The organism is Vibrio sp. Vb1127 (genome assembly GCF_033338735.1).
Taxonomy (GTDB): domain Bacteria; phylum Pseudomonadota; class Gammaproteobacteria; order Enterobacterales; family Vibrionaceae; genus Vibrio; species Vibrio alginolyticus.
The window spans coordinates 115,123-134,847 of record NZ_JAWOTF010000003.1 but is presented as its reverse complement, the minus strand read 5'-3'; the positions used below and the strand labels follow the sequence as shown (position 1 = coordinate 134,847).

At 45.1% G+C, this 19,725-nt stretch carries 17 protein-coding genes; 9 read left to right on the top strand and 8 right to left on the bottom strand.

Annotated elements, in window-relative coordinates:
• Positions 1–3 precede the first annotated feature (3 nt).
• Both mrcB and hrpB read right to left on the bottom strand, forming a co-directional pair.
• Positions 4–2,376, bottom strand: coding sequence for a penicillin-binding protein 1B (mrcB, locus tag R7H07_RS06770; protein WP_005380020.1), 2,373 nt, complete (start codon positions 2,374–2,376; stop codon positions 4–6).
• Positions 2,369–4,837, bottom strand: a complete 2,469-nt coding sequence (gene hrpB, locus R7H07_RS06765) for an ATP-dependent helicase HrpB (RefSeq protein ID WP_054576324.1) — start codon at positions 4,835–4,837, stop codon at positions 2,369–2,371. The genes mrcB and hrpB overlap by 8 nt, the downstream gene beginning before the upstream one ends.
• A gap of 66 nt (positions 4,838–4,903) precedes the next feature.
• Here hrpB and sfsA point away from each other — a divergent pair, with 66 nt between their 5' ends.
• From sfsA to panC, 7 genes are all read left to right on the top strand, one after another.
• Positions 4,904–5,620 carry a DNA/RNA nuclease SfsA gene (gene sfsA, locus R7H07_RS06760; protein ID WP_017635909.1) on the top strand — a complete coding sequence of 239 codons (717 nt, stop codon included), beginning with the start codon at positions 4,904–4,906 and terminating at the stop codon, positions 5,618–5,620.
• A 136-nt stretch (positions 5,621–5,756) separates the two neighbouring features.
• Complete coding sequence (gene dksA, locus R7H07_RS06755) at positions 5,757–6,203, top strand: RNA polymerase-binding protein DksA (protein WP_005386584.1); 447 nt, start codon at positions 5,757–5,759, stop codon at positions 6,201–6,203.
• A 95-nt stretch (positions 6,204–6,298) separates the two neighbouring features.
• Positions 6,299–7,162 (top strand): tRNA glutamyl-Q(34) synthetase GluQRS, encoded by an 864-nt coding sequence (gene gluQRS, locus R7H07_RS06750; protein ID WP_047102653.1) that lies wholly within the window; start codon positions 6,299–6,301, stop codon positions 7,160–7,162.
• A 102-nt stretch (positions 7,163–7,264) separates the two neighbouring features.
• Positions 7,265–8,632: a polynucleotide adenylyltransferase PcnB gene (gene pcnB / locus R7H07_RS06745; RefSeq protein WP_005386589.1), complete on the top strand. Its 1,368-nt coding sequence runs from the start codon at positions 7,265–7,267 to the stop codon at positions 8,630–8,632.
• Positions 8,629–9,114 (top strand): 2-amino-4-hydroxy-6-hydroxymethyldihydropteridine diphosphokinase, encoded by a 486-nt coding sequence (gene folK / locus R7H07_RS06740; RefSeq protein WP_017635910.1) that lies wholly within the window; start codon positions 8,629–8,631, stop codon positions 9,112–9,114. Before pcnB ends, folK begins: the two co-directional genes overlap by 4 nt.
• A 24-nt stretch (positions 9,115–9,138) precedes the next feature.
• Complete coding sequence (gene panB / locus R7H07_RS06735; protein ID WP_005386592.1) at positions 9,139–9,933, top strand: 3-methyl-2-oxobutanoate hydroxymethyltransferase; 795 nt, start codon at positions 9,139–9,141, stop codon at positions 9,931–9,933.
• 11 nt (positions 9,934–9,944) lie between these two features.
• On the top strand, positions 9,945–10,850 hold the full coding sequence (gene panC / locus R7H07_RS06730) for a pantoate--beta-alanine ligase (RefSeq protein ID WP_065274834.1): 906 nt from the start codon (positions 9,945–9,947) through the stop codon (positions 10,848–10,850).
• 53 nt (positions 10,851–10,903) lie between these two features.
• On the opposite strand, the gene R7H07_RS06725 is transcribed toward panC, so the two are convergent.
• From R7H07_RS06725 to R7H07_RS06710, 4 genes are all read right to left on the bottom strand, one after another.
• Positions 10,904–11,833: a Kdo(2)-lipid IV(A) acyltransferase gene (locus tag R7H07_RS06725; protein ID WP_053304122.1), complete on the bottom strand. Its 930-nt coding sequence runs from the start codon at positions 11,831–11,833 to the stop codon at positions 10,904–10,906.
• A gap of 127 nt (positions 11,834–11,960) precedes the next feature.
• On the bottom strand, positions 11,961–12,731 hold the full coding sequence (locus R7H07_RS06720) for an ABC transporter permease (RefSeq protein ID WP_065274835.1): 771 nt from the start codon (positions 12,729–12,731) through the stop codon (positions 11,961–11,963).
• Entirely contained in the window at positions 12,732–13,649 is a 918-nt protein-coding gene (locus R7H07_RS06715; protein WP_005380000.1) for an ABC transporter ATP-binding protein, read from the bottom strand.
• Positions 13,650–13,899: 250 nt separating this feature from the next.
• A complete protein-coding gene (locus R7H07_RS06710; protein WP_065274836.1) occupies positions 13,900–15,570 on the bottom strand; it encodes a SulP family inorganic anion transporter in 1,671 nt (556 codons plus the stop codon).
• 281 nt (positions 15,571–15,851) lie between these two features.
• Here R7H07_RS06710 and can point away from each other — a divergent pair, with 281 nt between their 5' ends.
• A complete protein-coding gene (gene can, locus R7H07_RS06705; RefSeq protein ID WP_005379996.1) occupies positions 15,852–16,520 on the top strand; it encodes a carbonate dehydratase in 669 nt (222 codons plus the stop codon).
• Between the two features lie 77 nt (positions 16,521–16,597).
• On the opposite strand, the gene hpt is transcribed toward can, so the two are convergent.
• On the bottom strand, positions 16,598–17,128 hold the full coding sequence (hpt, locus tag R7H07_RS06700) for a hypoxanthine phosphoribosyltransferase (protein WP_005379995.1): 531 nt from the start codon (positions 17,126–17,128) through the stop codon (positions 16,598–16,600).
• A 319-nt stretch (positions 17,129–17,447) separates the two neighbouring features.
• Here hpt and opaR point away from each other — a divergent pair, with 319 nt between their 5' ends.
• The gene (opaR, locus tag R7H07_RS06695; RefSeq protein ID WP_005379994.1) at positions 17,448–18,062 is read left to right on the top strand and encodes a transcriptional regulator OpaR; all 615 of its coding nucleotides are present in this window, start codon (positions 17,448–17,450) and stop codon (positions 18,060–18,062) included.
• 144 nt (positions 18,063–18,206) lie between these two features.
• Here the strand turns inward: opaR and lpdA are convergent, their stop codons facing one another.
• On the bottom strand, positions 18,207–19,634 hold the full coding sequence (gene lpdA, locus R7H07_RS06690; RefSeq protein ID WP_005379993.1) for a dihydrolipoyl dehydrogenase: 1,428 nt from the start codon (positions 19,632–19,634) through the stop codon (positions 18,207–18,209).
• Between the last annotated feature and the right edge of the window lie 91 nt (positions 19,635–19,725).

Sequence of the window (19,725 nt, the reverse complement as noted above, 5' to 3'; positions counted from 1 at the left end):
ATGCTACCAATCAAATATGCTATTTAACCAGTTTGATTTCTTCTCACACTGTTGCTTTATCTGACCGGTTTTATCCCAAACCGGCAGTTTGTAATCACTACGGCAGTTCATTTCTAAACCTCCATCAGATGTAGGCTTGAACCCTAATGTGGTGATTTCTCTTGGCCATGGGAGCTCTAAGCGCTCAGGAATACGCTGCTTCAAGTACTCTGCGTACACTCGTAATGCACCACTCGACCCCGTTAGATTCACGGGTTTATTATCGTCGCGGCCTAGCCAAATTGTCGTCACCTCACGACCATCAACACCGACAAACCAACTATCGCGGTTGTCATTACTGGTACCCGTTTTTCCTGCCAATGCAGCCCAACCAAACTGGCTTTGTAAGAAGCGGCCAGTGCCTTGAGCAACCCCTTGTTTCATCGCGTAGGTCGTTAGCCATGCTGCTTGTTCATCCACGGCTCTTGATGAACGAGGCAAGGATTGATACAGCACATTACCTTCCATATCCATGACTGAGCGCAGAGCGGTCAGTTTTGCACGCTTACCTGAATTCGTCAGAGTCTGATACATCTGTGCGACTTCGAATGGCGTCAAAGAAAACGAACCCAAAAACATCGAAGGCACTGGGCGAATTTCGTCTTTGTTCACGCCCAAACGCTCTAAAGTATTGGAGACTTCAGGAATGCCAAGTGCCATACCTAAGCGCACGGTTGGTACGTTAAGTGATTTCGCTAAAGCAATGTAAAGTGGCACATCACCACGATATTTTCTATCGTAGTTGCGTGGCGTCCACACGTTACCTTTACTGCTCTTCAGACTTAACGGCGTGTCGTGTAGCGTCGTGCCTAGGTTGTATTTATCCGGTTGTTCTAGAGCCGTTAAGTAAATCGCTGGTTTCACTAAAGAACCAATTGGACGACTGGCATTGAGCGCGCGGTTAAAGCCTTCATAACCGACACGTTTACCACCAACCATCGCACGGATTTCACCACTATGGCGATCAACGGCCACAGCAGCGGCTTCTAACTCTTTACCACCCCGTTTAGCTAGTTCTGGGATCTTTTTCGCGATAGCTTGTTCCATTTTGCTTTGCGATACTGGGTCCAGAGACGTAAATACGCGCAGTCCGGTCTCTGCTTTAAATCGCTCCCCAACTTTTTCTTTTAATTCAATGCTCAATTGTTGGAAATAAGCTGGCTGACGGCTCGCAATACGTGGCTTGCTTTGCGTATCGAGTGGACGACTTACAGCTTGTTCATACTGCTCTGAAGTCAACATGTTTTGCTGCATTAACAGGCGCAGAACGAGATCACGACGCTCTTTCGTTCTCTCAGGGTAACGAATTGGGTTGTAGTAAGACGGTCCTTTTACCATCCCAACTAACATCGCCAGTTGATCGATTCGCAACTCCTGAATTGGCTGCCCAAAATAGTAACGCGACGCCAAGCCAAACCCGTGGATCGCTTCACCTCCACTTTGACCTAGGTACACTTCGTTTAGGTAGGCTTCTAAGATACGATCTTTGCTGTAACGGTAATCCAAAATTAGCGCGATATACGCTTCTCGAACTTTACGCCACAGTGTTTTATCACGAGTCAAAAACAGGTTTTTTGCCAATTGCTGAGTCAGCGTACTACCACCTTGAACAGTACGACCCGCCTTAATGTTCGCAACCAATGCACGTGCAATCGCGAGCGGTGACACCCCGTCATGTTGATAAAAATCCCGGTCTTCGGTCGCAAGCAGTGCATCCACCAAAATTTCAGGGAACTGATCACGACGTAAGAAAAGGCGCTGTTCATCACGGTCTTTCTCCAGCATGCCCAACATCTTCGGTTCTAGGCGCAAGTAACCAAGGTCTCCTCGAGATTCTAAAGACTGAATACGTTGCAAGCCGGAATCAGAGAAATGCAGCATAATGTGACGATCCGGCTCGGGACCATCGGCAAACTCGAATGGACGACGAATCAATTCAATCCGAGTGGAAGAAGAGGAATATTCGCCTGGGTAACGAGGTTGACTCACTTTACGGTAATTCAACACATCTAGCTCGTTGCGCAGTTCTTGGATGGTGATATTCTCACCAGGGCTTAGATTCAAGATACGGGCATAAACCACCGTTGGCAGCTCAAACAGCTGGCCTTCAAAGCGTTCTTTCACCACACTATCTAAGTAAATCCCAACAAACAGCAAAACAGCGGCAAGTGCAACGCCAGCTTTCCAGCTAAACGACCACAGAACTTTCAACCACGAACGTTTCTCGTTAGTCGGCTTTTTACTCGGCGTACGTCGAGTCTGTTTTGCGGTTCCTTTATTGGTTGTACTTTTCTTCGCTGGCGCTTTTTTCGCGCTAGGCTTCTTGCTGTCAGTCATTATTCAATTGTCTTTTTGTTTTCGTTGTTGCTACATGATTGGCAGGATCATCTGGCCAAACGTGTTTTGGGTAGCGCCCTTTCATCTCTTTTTGAACGTCTTTGTAGCTTCCGTTCCAGAAAGCCGCCAAGTCCGACGTTACTTGCAATGGACGTTGTGCCGGTGAAAGCAGTTCAAGCACCAAACGCTTGCGGCCAAGAGCTACCGTTGGGGAACCACTCTCCCCAAATACTTCTTGCATACGCACCGATAATATCGGCTCGTGGCCATATTGGTAACGGATACGCTTCTTTGAACCTGTGGGTAGTTGGTAATGCTCAGGTAACCATTCATCCAGTTGTTGATTGAGTGGCCAACCTAATAGAGCATTAAGCGCTTCGACCAAGTTTATCTTGCTCAGGTCTTTAACCGAGCTGACAGACGTCATGTATGGTTCTAACCACTCCTCTAATGAATCCAGCAAACTGGCTTCATCAAACACTGGCCATGACTGCTCAGGTAACCATTCCACCGCACAACGAATCCGAGCCAACAAGCTCTCCGCTGCCGGTGTCCAGTTTAGACTCTGTAAGCCCTGGCGGCGGACATACGTGAGTAAAGCTTGTGTCATTTTTTCTTTGCCCGGGCTTGGCAACGGCTCGCGTTCAACGACCAGCAGACCGAGTTTTGTTTGTCGCTCAGCTATTAGACGGCCTCTTTTTTCATCCCAGTCCACTACTTCTTCAGACGAAAATAGCGTATCAAAGGTCGTTCGCAATATATTGACATCCAATTCACATGCCGAATGAATTTGACTTGAATTAGAATGAGAACGCATTAAGTCAACGGCAACCAAATACTCACAGCCACCTAGCATGTCTTCCTGATGACATTCTGCACCATGACCATTAGCCAAAGTAAATCGCCCAAATTGATTTGTGCGCTGCTGCGCAATGCGATCTGGAAATGCCAAACTTAACACCAGCGGTAATGCATCTTCATCCACGCCTTTCAGGTCAAATACCGTATCCAATTTGTACGCCAGAGATTGAGCACGCTTGAACAACATCGACTTTTTTGGATGAGTACCAACAAGCCAACGATGCAAGCTATGAGCGATATTGGTAACATTTCTCTCTGGCTCTTCAATCAGTGCGACCGCCGCCAAAGCAGCATTTAACATCTTATCACTGTAAGATAGCGCTTTAATTAGCATCGCAGCCGCACGAGGCTCAACGCCTAGTTCATGCGCCTGTTTTCCTTCGGACGTTAATTGCCCTTTTTCCGTCAGTAGTCCCAATGACACCAATAGCTGCTTCGCTTGTTCCAATGACGCATTAGCGGGAACATCAAGCCACTTTAGATCGTGGATATCACCCGTTCCCCAAAAGGCAAGCTCCATAACTAAACTAGCCAAATCGGAATGCAAAATTTCGGGTAGGGGAACCAGCGGTTGCTGCTTGAACTGGCTTTCAGAATAAAGACGAACACAAATGCCCTCTTCTATTCGTCCCGCTCGTCCTGCACGCTGAATCGCTGAAGACTGTGCAATGCGTGTTTGCTCTAAGCGTGTTAAACCGTTTTTCAAATCAAAGCGGGCAATACGCTCTAACCCAGAATCAACCACGAGGCGAATGCCTTCAATCGTTAGTGAAGTTTCTGCAATGTTGGTCGCTAGAACGACTTTACGCTTACCTTGTTCTGCTGGCGTAATCGCTTTTTGTTGATCTGCAAAACTCAGTTGACCATAAAGTGGGCATATGTCGATATCATCCGCTAAATGAGACAACCGCTCTTCAACTTGTTTTATGGCACCAACACCCGGCAGGAAAGCCAACAAAGATCCGGACTCTTTGTTCATAAGACTTTCTATTGTTTTTGCCATACTCGTAGGTAAATGCTCGTTCACACCTAACGGCTGGTAGCGCATTGCCACATCAAAGCTGCGCCCTTCAGATTCAATGTAACTGGCTTCCGGCAACAACGATTGTAATGCTTGTTGGTCAAGCGTTGCCGACATTACCACCAGCTTGAGATCGTCTCGCAATGCCTCTTGAACTTCTAAACTGAATGCCAAAGCGGTATCGGCATGAATGCTGCGTTCATGAAACTCATCAAAGATCAGTAGATCAACCCCATCCAGTTCAGGGTCAGTTTGGATCATCCTGGTCATGATCCCTTCGGTCACGATCTCCAGCTGCGTTGCAGAACTTACCTTTGCCTCGCCACGAACTCGATAACCCACGCGTTGACCAACTTGTTCTCCCAATTGCTCAGCAAGATAACGGGCAATGTTACGCGCCGCGAGTCGTCTTGGCTCAAGCATGATGATTTTTCCAGCAACCGAATGATTTAAGAGTAACTGCAAAGGGAAGTAAGTCGACTTACCGGCACCAGGCGCCGCTTTTAAGATCACTTGATGTTGATTTTTGACCGCCGTCAGCAACTCAGGCATCACGGCTTCAATCGGCAATTGTGACAAAGGAAATACCTTATGGTGTAATGGTGGCAACATTGTACATAAAAAATTTTTTGTCTAAATAAGCAAATGCATTTCACACCCGCTTTAGAGTCCGCCACTCTACTCAAACGTTATAAACGCTTTCTTGCCGATATCGAGCTCGATACTGGTGAAATCCGTACAATCCACTGCGCAAATACAGGTGCAATGACGGGTTGTGCTACGCCCGGAAACAAGGTTTGGTTTTCTACTTCCGACAACCCGAAACGAAAATACCCCAATAGTTGGGAGTTGAGTGAAACCGAACAAGGCCACCGTATTTGTATCAATACCGCGCGCGCCAATCAATTAGCCGTAGAGGCTATTGAAAATAATGTCATTTCAGAGCTTTGTGGTTATGACACACTTCAAACTGAGGTGAAATACGGCAATGAAAATAGCCGAATTGATATCTTGCTCAGCGCAGACGACAAGCCAAAGTGCTATATAGAAGTGAAAAGCGTCACTCTTCTTGATGAGACCGACTCTACTGGACAAGGATACTTCCCAGATGCGGTCACGACTCGGGGACAAAAACACCTGAGAGAGCTCACAGAAATGGCACAAAATGGAAGTAGAGCCATACTTTTATTCACTGTTTTACATTCAGGTATTGAAAAAGTATCCGCGGCGCACCATATAGACGCGAAATATTCACTATTACTCAAACAAGCACAAGACGCTGGAGTGGAAGTTCTCTGCTACAAAGCTGAACTGAGCGATACTGGAATGAAGCTGATTTCCGCTATTGATTTTATCAATTAAGAGAAAAAATGATGTCGTCTTCACATTGACGATAACTTTGCGATTCAGTATTTGCTTGCACCGCCTCTTTTTGCTATAGATACCCGCCTTAAATTGACTGCGTAGCAGTTGACTAGGTGTAAGTAGGAGATGCTGTATGCCAGAATCAAAGAAGAAAACGATAGGCATCCTAGCCATTGCCGGCGTGGAGCCATATCAGGAAAAACCTGGTGAAGAGTACATGTCACCAGAGCAGGTTGAACACTTTACGAAAATCTTAACAGCTTGGCGCGACCAGCTAAGAGCTGAAGTGGATCGTACTGTTCACCACATGCAGGACGAAGCAGCAAACTTCCCAGATCCAGTTGACCGCGCCTCTCAAGAGGAAGAGTTCAGCCTAGAACTGCGTAACCGTGACCGCGAACGCCGTTTGATCAAGAAGATTGAAAAGACTTTGGATAAAATCAAAGAAGACGATTTTGGCTTCTGTGAGTCTTGTGGCGTAGAGATTGGCGTTCGCCGTCTTGAAGCACGTCCAACCGCTGACCTTTGTATTGACTGTAAAACACTTGCAGAAATCAAAGAGAAGCAAATGCAAGGTTAATCACCCAGCATTATGATTGTTGAAGGGAGCTCAGGCTCCCTTTTTGTTTTGGCTATCTTCGCACCCTATTTGTTTACTAAATTCGAGATACACGCATGACACGCTATGTAGGTCGATTCGCCCCATCTCCTTCTGGTCCACTGCATTTTGGTTCACTGATTGCCGCTCTTGGCAGTTATTTTCAAGCGAAAGCACAAAACGGAGCTTGGTTAGTACGTATTGAGGACTTAGACCCACCAAGAGAAATGCCAGGTGCAGCGCAACTTATCCTAGAGGCACTCAAGGCCTATCAGCTGCATTGGGATGGAGAAGTGGTATACCAGAGCGAACGTCACGACCTTTACCAAGCTCAAATAAACAAATGGCTCGAAAATGGAGAAGCCTATTATTGCCAATGTACTCGTAAGCAAATTAAAGAGCATGGCGGTTTTTATCCTGGCACTTGCCGCGATAAAAACTTGAAAGACGGCGCGATTCGCCTAAAAATGACCAAGCCTGTCGCTCATTTCCTCGACCAAAAGCAGGGAACCATTACGATTCCAGAGCAACTCGTTAATGAAGATTTCATTATTAAACGTCGAGATGGATTATTTGCTTATAATCTTGCGGTAGTATTGGACGACATCGACCAAGGCGTCACAGAAGTCGTGCGAGGTGCAGACTTAATCGAGCCGACAGGGCGTCAAATTAGCCTGTACCAAATACTTGGTCAGCCTGAAGTTAGCTACTTGCATTTACCATTGGCGATGGACAACAACGGCAATAAATTGTCGAAACAAAATCACGCGACGGCTATTGATATAGATACACCAAAACCTACTCTATTGCGCGCCATGACATTTTTAGGTTTCGAGATACCTGAAACCGTAAGGGCGGCCAACATAGAAGATATTCTTCGTTGGGGCTGCGAAAACTGGCGGTTGGAACAGCTTCCAGCAGAGATCGAGATCACACCGTGATTCTCAAATGGCATTGTGTAGGCTATCATTAGCCGCAAATTAGGCCCTAGAGGCGTATAAAACTAACCAAAGCAAGATTGGATTAAACCCAGTTATTGCCAGATGCACATGAATACAAACGACTATACACCAAGCGAACCTGCCACAATTCCAGAGCTCGCTCTCAATGTAATAACTCGTGAAGAGCACAACATTTCGCGTAAGCAGATCAGTGATAATGCGCTGAAGGTACTGTACCGCCTAAATGGTGCTGGTTTCGATGCTTTTCTTGTGGGTGGCGGGGTTCGAGACTTACTGCTTGGACAAAAACCAAAAGATTTTGACATTGCGACCAACGCAACGCCGGAACAGATCAAACAGCTATTTCGTAACTGCCGTTTGATTGGTCGCCGCTTCCGCTTGGCTCATATTATGTTTGGCCGAGACATCATTGAGGTTGCGACATTCCGTGGTCACCACCAAGAGCAAAAGAATAAGAGCATTTCTCAGCAATCAAAAGAGGGTATGCTGCTGCGTGACAACGTCTACGGCACCATCGATGAAGATGCTGAGCGCCGTGATTTCACGATTAACTCGATGTACTACAACATCGCAGATTACTCGATTCACGACTACGCACGTGGTATTGAAGATTTAGAAGATCGCCTAATTCGACTGATTGGTGATCCAGAAACACGCTACCGTGAAGACCCTGTGCGCATGCTGCGTGCGGTTCGTTTCGCGGTAAAACTAGACTTCGATATTGAAGAAGACACCGCAGCGCCAATCGAACACATGGCACCGTTGCTCGGTGACATTCCGTCAGCGCGTCTTTTTGAAGAGTCACTCAAATTATTGCAATCCGGTCATGGCTTAGAAACCTACCACCTACTGCGTGAGTACAACCTATTCCAGCAACTATTCCCGACGATTGCAGCGCACTTTACAGAAGATTACTCCTCTCACACTGAGCAGATGTTGGATCTTGTCCTAGATTCTACCGACATGCGCATCGAAGATGGGAAACGCATCAATCCAGCATTTATGTTTGCTGCAATGCTGTGGTACCCACTGTGTGCGAAAGCCGATGAACTGATGGAAGAGCGCAACTTAGGCCATTACGACGCCATTATGGAAGCGAGCAACATCATTCTTGACGAGCAAGTTCGCACAATTGCCATTCCAAGACGCCACACCGCAACCATTCGCGAGATTTGGCAGTTACAGCTTCGTCTTCCACGACGTAACGGTAAACGTGCATTCCGTCTTATGGAGCTCAATAAATTTAGAGCTGGCTTTGATTTTCTTGAAATGCGCGGTGAAATTGAAGGTGGTGACACTCAGAAGCTTGCCAAGTGGTGGGAAACTTTTCAAAATGCAGGCCGAGAAATGCGTCAAGCAATGGCTGCCGACTTAGACGGTCAATCACCGAAAACAGGCCAGCGCCGCCGTAAAACTTATCGCAAGAAAAAGAGTAAGCCCAAATCATGATTACAGCGTACATTGCGGTAGGCAGTAACTTGGCTGATCCTGTCAGCCAAGCAAAGCAAGCGATTGAAGCATTAAAAACGCTGCCTAAATCAGAGTTTGTTCAAGCTTCTTCGCTATACAGCAGCACGCCAATGGGGCCACAAAACCAACCGGATTACATCAATGCGGTTGTGTCTATTAACACCAGTTTGACGCCTATTGAATTGCTCAATTGCACACAAGCTATAGAGCAAGAACAAGGGCGTGTCCGTAAAGACGAACGCTGGGGACCAAGAACCTTGGACCTCGACATTGTGCTTTATGGCAATGAGGTGATTAATTCCGAGAGGCTGATCGTTCCTCATTATGGAATGAAAGAGCGTGAATTCGTACTCTACCCTCTTGCGGAAATTGCACCAAGTTTACAACTCCCTGATGGGACCGAGGTCTCTGAACTACTGGAACAAGTAGATAGAAACGGCCTCAGTATCTGGCAGTCATAGCCAACTCCTAGTAAGGATAAAACCATGAAAAAAATGACCATCAACGACCTAATCAAGTGGAAGCAAGAAGGTCGTAAATTTGCTACTTCAACCGCTTATGATGCGAGCTTTGCCCAACTGTTTGAAAGCCAAGAAATGCCAGTACTTCTTGTTGGTGATTCTCTAGGTATGGTTTTGCAAGGTCACAACGATACTCTGCCAGTAACGGTCGATGATATCGCTTACCATACTCGTTGCGTACGTGCTGGTAGCCCAAATTGTTTGTTGATGGCAGACATGCCATTCATGAGCTACACCACGCCAGAGCAAGCTTGCGAAAATGCGGCTAAACTGATGCGTGCTGGTGCCAATATGGTAAAAATTGAAGGTGGTGACTGGCTTGTCGACACGGTGAAAATGCTCACTGAACGATCAGTTCCAGTTTGTGCTCATCTTGGTTTAACTCCTCAAGCTGTTAATATTTTTGGTGGTTACAAAATCCAAGGTCGCGATCAAGAAAAAGCAGACCGCATGGTAAAAGACGCATTAGCGCTGCAAGAAGCAGGCGCTCAAATCGTCTTACTAGAATGCGTACCAGCTGAGCTTGCTGAACGTATTACGCAAGTGCTTGACGTTCCTGTTATCGGTATTGGTGCAGGTAACGTAACAGATGGTCAAATTCTCGTAATGCATGATATGTTTGGTATTTCTGCCAACTACATGCCGAAATTCTCCAAAAACTTTCTTGCTGAAACAGGTGATATGCGCAAAGCCGTTACTAAATACATTGAAGATGTAGCCAACGGTGTATTCCCAGACGACGCTCATACCATTGCCTAGAGGATAAATGCATGCAAACTTTTGCGGAAATCTCAGCAGTTCGTGAACACCTTAAAACCTTTAAACGTGAAGGTCGTAAAGTGGCGTTTGTCCCTACCATGGGCAACCTTCACGAAGGCCACTTAACTTTAGTGCGTAAAGCACGCGAATACGCTGATATCGTTGTCGTAAGCATCTTTGTTAATCCGATGCAGTTTGATCGTGCTGACGATTTAAATAATTACCCACGCACGCTAGAGGAAGACTTAAGCAAGTTAACCTCTGAAGGGGTCGATGTGGTATTTACGCCAACACCAGAAGTTATCTACCCAGAAGGTCTGGATAAGCAAACCTTCGTCGATGTCCCTGGCCTATCAACAATTCTCGAAGGCGCGTCTCGACCAGGTCATTTCCGTGGCGTGACGACGATTGTGAATAAGCTGTTTAACATCGTACAACCGGATGTCGCGTGCTTCGGCGAGAAGGACTTCCAACAACTTGCTGTTATCCGCAAGATGGTTGATGACCTAGCAATGGACATTGAAATCATCGGTGTACCAACCGTACGTGAAATGGACGGTTTAGCAATGAGTTCACGCAATGGCTTGCTTACGCTGGACGAGCGTCAACGTGCTCCTGTACTTGCTCGTACAATGCGTTGGATCAGTAGTGCCATTCGCGGTGGCCGCGATGACTACGCATCGATCATCGAAGATGCAAGCGACCAACTTCGAGCTGCAGGTCTGCACCCTGATGAGATCTTCATTCGTGATGCTCGTACATTACAAGTGATCACACCAGAAACGACACAAGCTGTTATTCTGATGTCTGCGTTCCTAGGCAAAGCTCGTCTTATCGATAACCAAACGGTAGATATGGTTGTCGAAACGAAGGAAGAAGCTGAATCTAACAATACAAACTCAGAGAACGCAGAGTAAGCTCTGAGCCATAAAAGTAAAAAGGTCGACTCTTAGTCGACCTTTTTTATACTCTACGTATAGACGCAATCTAACCCTTCAGGGCGAGTTTTAAACCGCTTGTGCAGCCACATCCACGCTGGAATATCACGTTTTATCATTTTCTCAAGCTCTTGGTTCAAGATGCTTGCCGCTTTAACCGCATTACGTCTCTCGAAACGCTCGCTAATGTCTTTTCCAATGTACAGCGTGTAATGGTGATTTTTACTCACTGTAACGCCAGATATAACCGCGCACTTTGTTGCATCAATGAGAACACTAGACCCGACGGTACTCGCCGCTTGTTCAACAGCAAAAAACGGCGCAAAAACAGAATGGCTAACGCCATAATCATGGTCGGGCAAATACCAAAGTCGATGACCATTCTTCAGAACTTTGAGCATTGATTTCACGTCTTTTCGATCAATCATTTGATGTCCAAAACGAGTTCGACCTCGATGTTGAATAAACTCATAAGCAGGATTCGAATTTGGGCGATAAACGCCATAACCTTGGGCAAACTGGCTAAAAATACGAGCGGTTATCTCCAAGTTTAAATGGTGACTGCACACCACCAACACACCACGTCCATTCTTTTCCTCAGCGAGTAAACGATCTTTTCCAACAATAGAGGTTATCCGACGTATCCGCCAATCTGGCCAAAACCAAGCGATACCGGTTTCGATGATAGCCATTCCAGTATATTGAAAGTTTTTTCGTACTACGTCCTTACATTGCCAATCCGTAAAATCAGGGAAACACAGCTGGAGATTACGCAGAGCGATCTTGTGTCGGCGCTTCATTACATGCATCGCAATACAGCCGATGCTTCTACCTAAGATTCGCAATACTACGTATGGCAGTACATTAACAAGAATCGCTAAAGATCCAAATGCCAGCCATACAGACCAATATTTGGGCTTAAGTAACTGATAGGAGAAAGGCGGCGGCGGGACAATATTCATAGGATCACTCATTTATTACAAATGATTGAAACCTACCATGATAAAAACCGAAAAATTGTATGGGTATGTATTGTTATGCACGCGAAAGAGCAGCGTGAATCGCCGCTCTTTGCTTTATGAGAATGGCTTAGCTTCTTAGCCCAATCCCTTTGGTTACTAGATAATGCGCAATGACATACAGTGCAACAACAAACACTGCAAGTACACTAAATGAAGTGACAATGCCCACATCCGAGACACCTAAAAAGCCGTAGCGGAACGCATTCACCATGTAGACGATTGGGTTGATCTTAGAAACGCCTTGCCAAAATTCAGGCAGCAGACTGATCGAATAAAAGACTCCTCCCAAGTAAGTTAAAGGAGTCAATACAAACGTAGGGATGATCGAAATATCATCAAACGTTTTTGCGTAAACCGCATTGATCAAGCCACCGAGAGCAAATACAACCGACGTCATGAAGACAGTCGCGACAATAATGCCCCAGTGCTCCACTTGCAAATCAACGAACAAAAGTGACACACAAGTAACAATTGCACCGACCAACAAACCTCGAGTCACGCCGCCCATCACATAGCCAGCAATAATCACATAGTTTGGTACCGGTGCCACCAGCAGTTCTTCAATATTCTTCTGTAGCTTTGCACTAAAGAATGACGACGCCACGTTCGAGTATGAGTTAGTGATCACCGACATCATGATCAAACCTGGAACAATGTACTCCATGTAACTAAAGCCGCTCATCTCACCAATTCGAGAGCCAATAAGATTGCCGAAAATGATGAAGTACAACGTCATCGTAATGGCTGGCGGCACTAAGGTTTGCACCCAAATACGTGTAAAACGAGTGACTTCTTTGCTCAGCAAGCTGCGAAATGCCGTCCAATATAAACCGTACATTTAATTACTCCCCTCTCTTACAATGCTGACAAACAACTCTTCAAGTCGGTTGGCTTTGTTACGCATTGAGAGAACTTTAATGCCATGCTCTGTTAACTGACTGAATACCGAATTCAATCCTTGGCTCTTATCTAGTTCTATCTCTAAAGAGCCATCAACAATACTTTGTCGATTAACACCTTCAAGCTCAGGCACCTCGACTTCTGACTCAATATCCAAGATAAATGTCTCGACGCTTAGCTTACCTAGTAACGCCTTCATGGTGGTATTTTCAATCAGCTCACCACGATTAATAATGCCGATATTTCGACACAGCATCTCCGCTTCTTCTAGGTAGTGTGTCGTTAAAATAATCGTAATTCCTTGCTCTTGGTTGATCTCTTTCAGAAACCCCCACATTGAGCGGCGTAGTTCAATATCCACTCCAGCCGTTGGTTCATCTAAAATGAGTAATTGCGGCTCGTGCATCAAAGCTCTTGCGATCATTAAACGACGCTTCATCCCACCGGATAGGTTACGAGCACGCTCTTGGCGTTTTTCCCATAAATCCAATTTTTTCAGGTATTTTTCTGCTCTTTCTTTGGCTAATACTTTAGACACACCGTAATAGCCAGCTTGCTGCATCACAATTTGCTCAACGGTTTCAAACTGGTTGAAGTTGAACTCCTGTGGCACCAAGCCTAAATTCTGCTTGGCCAATTCGAGGTCGGTATCAATGTCATAACCGAAAACTTTCGTCGTTCCGGAGGTTTTATTCACTAAGGAGGAAATGATGCCAATCGTGGTCGATTTTCCTGCACCATTGGGACCCAGAAGCGCGTAGAAGTCACCCTTTTTCACTTGGAGACTTATACCTTTTAACGCCTCAAAGCCACCTGCATACGTCTTGCGCAATTGTTCAATTTCTAATGCGTACATAAGGTCTTGATTGCCGTTTGTTTGTGATTACTAATACCGACTCATATTTAGCAGCGGTTTACTACAAAATCGCCTTGGGTATCGTACTGGAGGTCCATCAGTTTATCGTTGAATAACGATGATTACAAATAAACCTTTCGATAATATTGGAAATATAACCCTTACCTCGTAAAGGTTATCTCTAAGTAAGACAAAATAGAGCATAAAAAAACGCAACAGGAAACTGTTGCGTTTTTAACTGTCAGAATGATTACGCCGTTATGCGCTGATACTGGTCTGCCTCAACATGTGCCGCCGCCGCATTCAATGCTTCGTAACGGAATTGGTACATATTTTCATCCGGGACAAGGTCAATCACATGGAATTTCTCTAGCTGTTCTCGTGTTCGCTCATTCGGGCATAATAAATACACGGCACAATTGGCATCGAGAGCATCCTTAATCGCATTCTCTAACGCCAAACCGACGGTTACATCAATCATTGGTACATCCGTAAGATCGAGAATCATCACGTCATAGTCCGAAATACTAGAGTGCTGACGTGAAATGGCTTTAGAAACACTAAAGATCATCGGACCGGAAAGATAAAAGAACAGCACTTTACCATTAGCACGATCCAACAAACCACGCTCGCTGTCAGTCAGCGGCACATCATCTTCATCCGCGTCGCTGATCGCTTTTACTTGTCGCGCCTGCTCTCGGCTCAAACGCTCGATGATGATAATGTTCGAGATAAAGACGCCTAAACCCACCGCAACGATAAGATCAACGAATACTGTAAGCAACATAACGCCATACATCACCGCCATTCCGGAAAAGCTTACCTTATGTGCCCTCTGAATAAAGCTCCAGTCTAGGATGTTAAAGCCAACATACACCGCAATGCCTGCTAACACAGCCATCGGGATTGGCTCTGTTAATCCGCCAGCAACCAGTACAACCAACGCCAACATTAGTGCACGAATCACACCAGATAATGGCGAACGAGCCCCAACTTGGATATTCGTTACCGTCCCCATGGTAGCCCCCGCCCCCGGCAGCGCACCAAACAAGCCTGAGATCATGTTAGCTAACCCTTGACCTCGCAGCTCTTTATCTGAGTCGTGTTCTTTACGAGTTAATGAGTCACCGATAACCGCCGTTAACAAAGTATCAATACAACCTAATGTGCCGAGCACTAATGCATCAATGACCATCTCGACAAACATATCTGTGTCAATATAAGGGGCGACGAGAGAAGGTAACCCAGCAGGAATTTCACCGATACGACGAATATCTTCTGTATCAAAGAGAATCACAGACAATAAAGTCACCGCGACCAATGCCACGAGCTGTGCAGGAACGTATTTACGATATTGCTTAGGGAAGAAAAAAAGAATCCCCAAAGTCAGTAGTCCCAAAAACAACTCACTGAACTTAAGGTTAGAAATGGTCTCCGGCAAAGCAGATAACGTTCCGAGTACTCCCCCTGAAGGCGCAGCATGCCCCATCAAAGGCGATAACTGTAGAATGATAAGAATCACACCAATGCCAGACATAAACCCGGAAATAACGCTGTAAGGCATCAAGGTAACGTATTTACCCAGTTTTAACGTCCCCAATAGGATTTGGAACGCGCCAGCCATCATGACAATCGTGAAAGTCATAGCCATGCCCGTTTCTGGGTATTTCGCCATCATACTGGTTAATACTGCGGTCATGATTACCGTCATTGGCCCTGTCGGTTCTGATATTAACGTATTAGAACCACCAAATAACGAGGCAAACAAACCGACCATTATTGCCCCCCAAAGGCCGGCCTCAGCACCGGCTCCGGATGCAACACCAAACGCTAACGCCAGAGGGAGAGAGATAATCGCCGTGGTTACCCCGCCAAATACATCCCCTTTGAAATTGATATCTTCAAAACGACTACCGAACACTGCTGATTTTCCCTGCATTCAATTTTAAAAAGTAAAATATCACTACTTTAACGAGCTAGGCGAAAATTTAAACCATAAATAGATTAAGGCTAAATTCACACCACAAATAGTTTCACCAGATTTTACTTTTTTCTTAATGAAAACTAGTCAGATGAGTCCTATCTGACGAATATTTAACGAGATCGAAATTGTAACATTGTGTATAGTTACAACACTGATCGCTTGCATGTGCACACAAACAGCGGCAGCGATTTTGTCTTTTAAGGGAAGTAGTTTGCAAAATGCCGGAAATAAAACAGTTATTTGAAAACAATTCGAAATGGTCTCAAGAGATCAAATCTGATCGACCTGAATACTTCGCAAAACTCGCTGAGGGGCAAAAGCCTGATTTTCTTTGGATTGGCTGCTCTGATAGCCGCGTTCCTGCCGAGCGACTAACCGGGCTATACTCAGGTGAGCTCTTTGTTCATCGGAATGTTGCAAACCAAGTTATCCATACTGATCTCAACTGTCTATCGGTCGTCCAGTACGCTGTAGACGTTCTTAAGGTTAAACACATCATTGTCTGTGGACACTATGGATGTGGTGGCGTAAACGCAGCCATTGATAACCCTAAGCTAGGTCTTATTAATAATTGGCTGTTACATATCAGAGATATCTATTTCAAACACCGCACTTACCTAGATCAAATGCCGCAACAAGATCGAGCGGATAAACTAGGCGAGCTTAATGTTGCAGAGCAAGTGTACAACTTGGGTAACTCAACCATCCTGCAAAACGCTTGGGAGCGTGGGCAAGATGTTGAAATTCATGGTGTGGTATACGGAATTGAAGATGGTCGCTTAGAGTACTTAGGCATTCGTTCTAACTCTAAGGAAACCGTAGAAGCGTCTTACCAGAAAGCTCTTTCGACGATTCTAAATACAGACAACAAGCTGCTTTGTCGCTAAGTCATACCTAAAAACTGGACAAAAAACGCCCATCTTAGATGGGCGTTTTTTTATATTTTTAATGCTGAACTCAATGATTATTCTTGAGGTACAACTTTACCGATGTATGGTAAGTGGCGGTATTTCTGCGCGTAATCAATACCCACCCCAACGACAAATTCATCTGGAATTTCGAAACCAATCCAATCCACAGGAACATTCACTTCACGACGAGATGGCTTATCTAGGAGCGTACAAATCGCGATAGACTTCGGCTCACGTAGCGAAAGAATCTCACGGATTTTATTTAGTGTGTTACCAGTGTCAATGATGTCTTCAACAAGCAGAATGTCTTTACCTTTGATGTCATCATCCAAATCTTTCAAGATACGAACGTCACGTGAGCTTTCCATCGTATTGCCGTAGCTTGACGCAGTCATAAAATCAACTTGGTGAGTCAGTTCGATAGCACGTGCCAAGTCTGCCATAAATACAAATGAGCCACGCAATAAGCCTACCAACACAAGATCTTCACTACCTTGATAACGCTCTGTAATTTGTTTGCCTAATTCACGAACTCGCTCCTGAACTTCTTGCTCAGAAATCATGACTTCTATTGTATGTTTCATACTGTGCTCAATCTAAATTTGTGGGTTGAGGTAAGTCGCACGCAAACGATCACCTAATCTTACGGCGTGTAGTGTATCACCACGTTCATTGGGTTGAAAGTCGCATCCTGTTGCCAAAAAATCTTGGAAGAAGGTCTTAGTTTTATAAAGTTCATAGCTAAATTTATCAATAATAATGACATTACTGTATATAAATTGTTCTACAGATGTTGACCTTGTGCATATGCACCATTACACTCATCACTGCTTTAAGCAACTATTAAAATAATCAATTAGGGGGTTACCCCCAATATCAACTCAAATGGCAAGGAAAATGGATATGGACTCAATTGCAAAGAGACCTAGAACTAGGCTTTCTCCAATTAAGCGTAAGCAACAGTTAATGGAAATCGCATTGGAAGTATTTGCGCGCCGCGGCATCGGTCGTGGTGGTCACGCAGATATCGCAGAAATTGCTCAAGTTTCTGTAGCGACTGTTTTTAACTACTTCCCTACACGCGAAGACTTGGTGGATGAAGTTCTCAATCACGTCGTACGTCAGTTCTCAAACTTCCTATCGGATAACATAGACCTAGACTTACATGCACGTGAAAACATCGCCAATATTACTAATGCGATGATCGAGCTTGTCAGCCAAGACTGTCACTGGCTAAAAGTATGGTTCGAGTGGAGTGCTTCAACACGTGATGAAGTATGGCCATTGTTTGTTTCAACTAACCGTACTAACCAGTTGCTGGTACAAAACATGTTCATTAAAGCAATTGAACGCGGTGAGGTGTGTGACCAGCACGATTCAGAACACTTGGCAAACCTGTTCCACGGTATTTGTTACTCACTGTTTGTCCAAGCGAACCGCGCTAAAGGTGAAGCGGAACTGAAACATCTAGTGAATTCATACTTAGATATGCTTTGCATTTACAACCGTGAACACTAAAGCTTAACTAGTAATATATGTCAGCCCACCGTTTGGTGGGCTTTTTATTGTCTGCTGTCAACTAAGCACACATTTATATTCCTATGTAACAAGCATAAAAAACCGCTGCAATGCAGCGGCTTCTATCATTCAGTCAGAAAAAGCTTACTTCTTCTTAACTGCTTTTTTGTTTGGAAGGTCAGTGATTGAACCTTCAAATACTTCAGCAGCTAGACCTACAGACTCGTGTAGAGTTGGGTGAGCGTGGATAGTCAGAGCGATATCTTCTGCATCACAGCCCATCTCAATTGCAAGGCCGATTTCACCAAGTAGTTCACCACCGTTAGTACCAACAATAGCACCACCGATTACGCGGTGAGTTTCTTTGTCGAAGATTAGCTTAGTCATACCGTCTGCACAGTCAGATGCGATTGCACGACCTGATGCTGCCCATGGGAATGTTGCTACTTCGTACTTGATGCCTTCTTCTTTCGCTTCTTTTTCAGTCTTACCAACCCAAGCCACTTCTGGCTCAGTGTACGCAATTGAAGGGATAACTTTAGGGTCGAAGTAGTGCTTCTTACCAGAGATAACTTCAGCAGCTACGTGACCTTCATGCACACCTTTGTGAGCAAGCATTGGTTGACCAACGATATCACCGATCGCGAAGATGTGAGGAACGTTAGTACGCATTTGCTTATCAACGTTGATGAAGCCGCGCTCGTCAATTTCTAGACCCGCTTTTTCACCGTCGATTAGCTTACCATTTGGTACACGACCGATAGCAACTAGAACCGCATCGTAACGCTCAGCTTCAGCTGGCGCTTTCTTGCCTTCCATTGAAACGTAGATACCGTCTTCTTTTGCTTCAACTGCTGTTACTTTCGTTTCTAGCATTAGCTTGAACTTGTCTTTGATACGCTTAGTAAATACTTTCACGATATCTTTGTCTGCTGCAGGAATTACCTGGTCAAACATTTCAACAACTTCAACTTTAGAACCTAGAGAGTGGTAAACCGTACCCATTTCTAGACCGATGATACCACCGCCCATGATAAGCAGTTTTTCTGGCACTTCTTTTAGTTCTAGAGCGTCAGTAGAGTCCCAAATACGTGGGTCTTCATGCGGGATAAATGGCAGTTTGATTGGACGAGAACCAGCCGCAACGATTGCGTTGTCAAAGTTAACAACTGTTGGCTCACCTTCACCTTCTACAAGGATAGAGTTAGGGCCAGTGAACTTACCGTAACCGTTAACTACTGTTACGTTACGCATCTTAGCCATACCGCTTAGGCCGCCAGTTAGTTGGTTAACAACTTTTTCTTTCCAGATGCGGATTTTGCTGATGTCTGTTTGAGGCTCACCGAACACAACGCCGTGGTCAGCCATCGCTTTCGCTTCTTCAATTACTTTAGAAACGTGAAGCAGTGCTTTAGATGGGATACAACCCACGTTCAGACATACACCGCCAAGCGTGCTGTAACGTTCAACTAGTACAGTTTCAAGACCTAAGTCCGCACAACGGAATGCAGCGGAGTAACCAGCAGGACCAGAACCAAGTACAACAACTTGGGCTTTAATTTCTTTGCTCATTTTGACCTCTTGTAGTCATTATCCCTAACAGGCTGAGTGGGTATCGATTTTTTATGTTTAAGAGAGATTTGTTTTAAACAGTTATTTTCAG

Excerpts from the sequence above, each read along its gene's own strand:
- mrcB (WP_005380020.1), bottom strand. The coding sequence starts at position 2,376 with ATGACTGACAGCAAGAAGCCTAGCGCGAAAAAAGCGCCAGCGAAGAAA.
- sfsA (WP_017635909.1), top strand. The coding sequence starts at position 4,904 with ATGCATTTCACACCCGCTTTAGAGTCCGCCACTCTACTCAAACGTTAT.
- dksA (WP_005386584.1), top strand. The coding sequence starts at position 5,757 with ATGCCAGAATCAAAGAAGAAAACGATAGGCATCCTAGCCATTGCCGGC.
- gluQRS (WP_047102653.1), top strand. The coding sequence starts at position 6,299 with ATGACACGCTATGTAGGTCGATTCGCCCCATCTCCTTCTGGTCCACTG.
- pcnB (WP_005386589.1), top strand. The coding sequence starts at position 7,265 with ATGCACATGAATACAAACGACTATACACCAAGCGAACCTGCCACAATT.
- folK (WP_017635910.1), top strand. The coding sequence starts at position 8,629 with ATGATTACAGCGTACATTGCGGTAGGCAGTAACTTGGCTGATCCTGTC.
- panB (WP_005386592.1), top strand. The coding sequence starts at position 9,139 with ATGAAAAAAATGACCATCAACGACCTAATCAAGTGGAAGCAAGAAGGT.
- panC (WP_065274834.1), top strand. The coding sequence starts at position 9,945 with ATGCAAACTTTTGCGGAAATCTCAGCAGTTCGTGAACACCTTAAAACC.
- R7H07_RS06725 (WP_053304122.1), bottom strand. The coding sequence starts at position 11,833 with ATGAATATTGTCCCGCCGCCGCCTTTCTCCTATCAGTTACTTAAGCCC.
- R7H07_RS06720 (WP_065274835.1), bottom strand. The coding sequence starts at position 12,731 with ATGTACGGTTTATATTGGACGGCATTTCGCAGCTTGCTGAGCAAAGAA.
- R7H07_RS06715 (WP_005380000.1), bottom strand. The coding sequence starts at position 13,649 with ATGTACGCATTAGAAATTGAACAATTGCGCAAGACGTATGCAGGTGGC.
- can (WP_005379996.1), top strand. The coding sequence starts at position 15,852 with ATGCCGGAAATAAAACAGTTATTTGAAAACAATTCGAAATGGTCTCAA.
- hpt (WP_005379995.1), bottom strand. The coding sequence starts at position 17,128 with ATGAAACATACAATAGAAGTCATGATTTCTGAGCAAGAAGTTCAGGAG.
- opaR (WP_005379994.1), top strand. The coding sequence starts at position 17,448 with ATGGACTCAATTGCAAAGAGACCTAGAACTAGGCTTTCTCCAATTAAG.
- lpdA (WP_005379993.1), bottom strand. The coding sequence starts at position 19,634 with ATGAGCAAAGAAATTAAAGCCCAAGTTGTTGTACTTGGTTCTGGTCCT.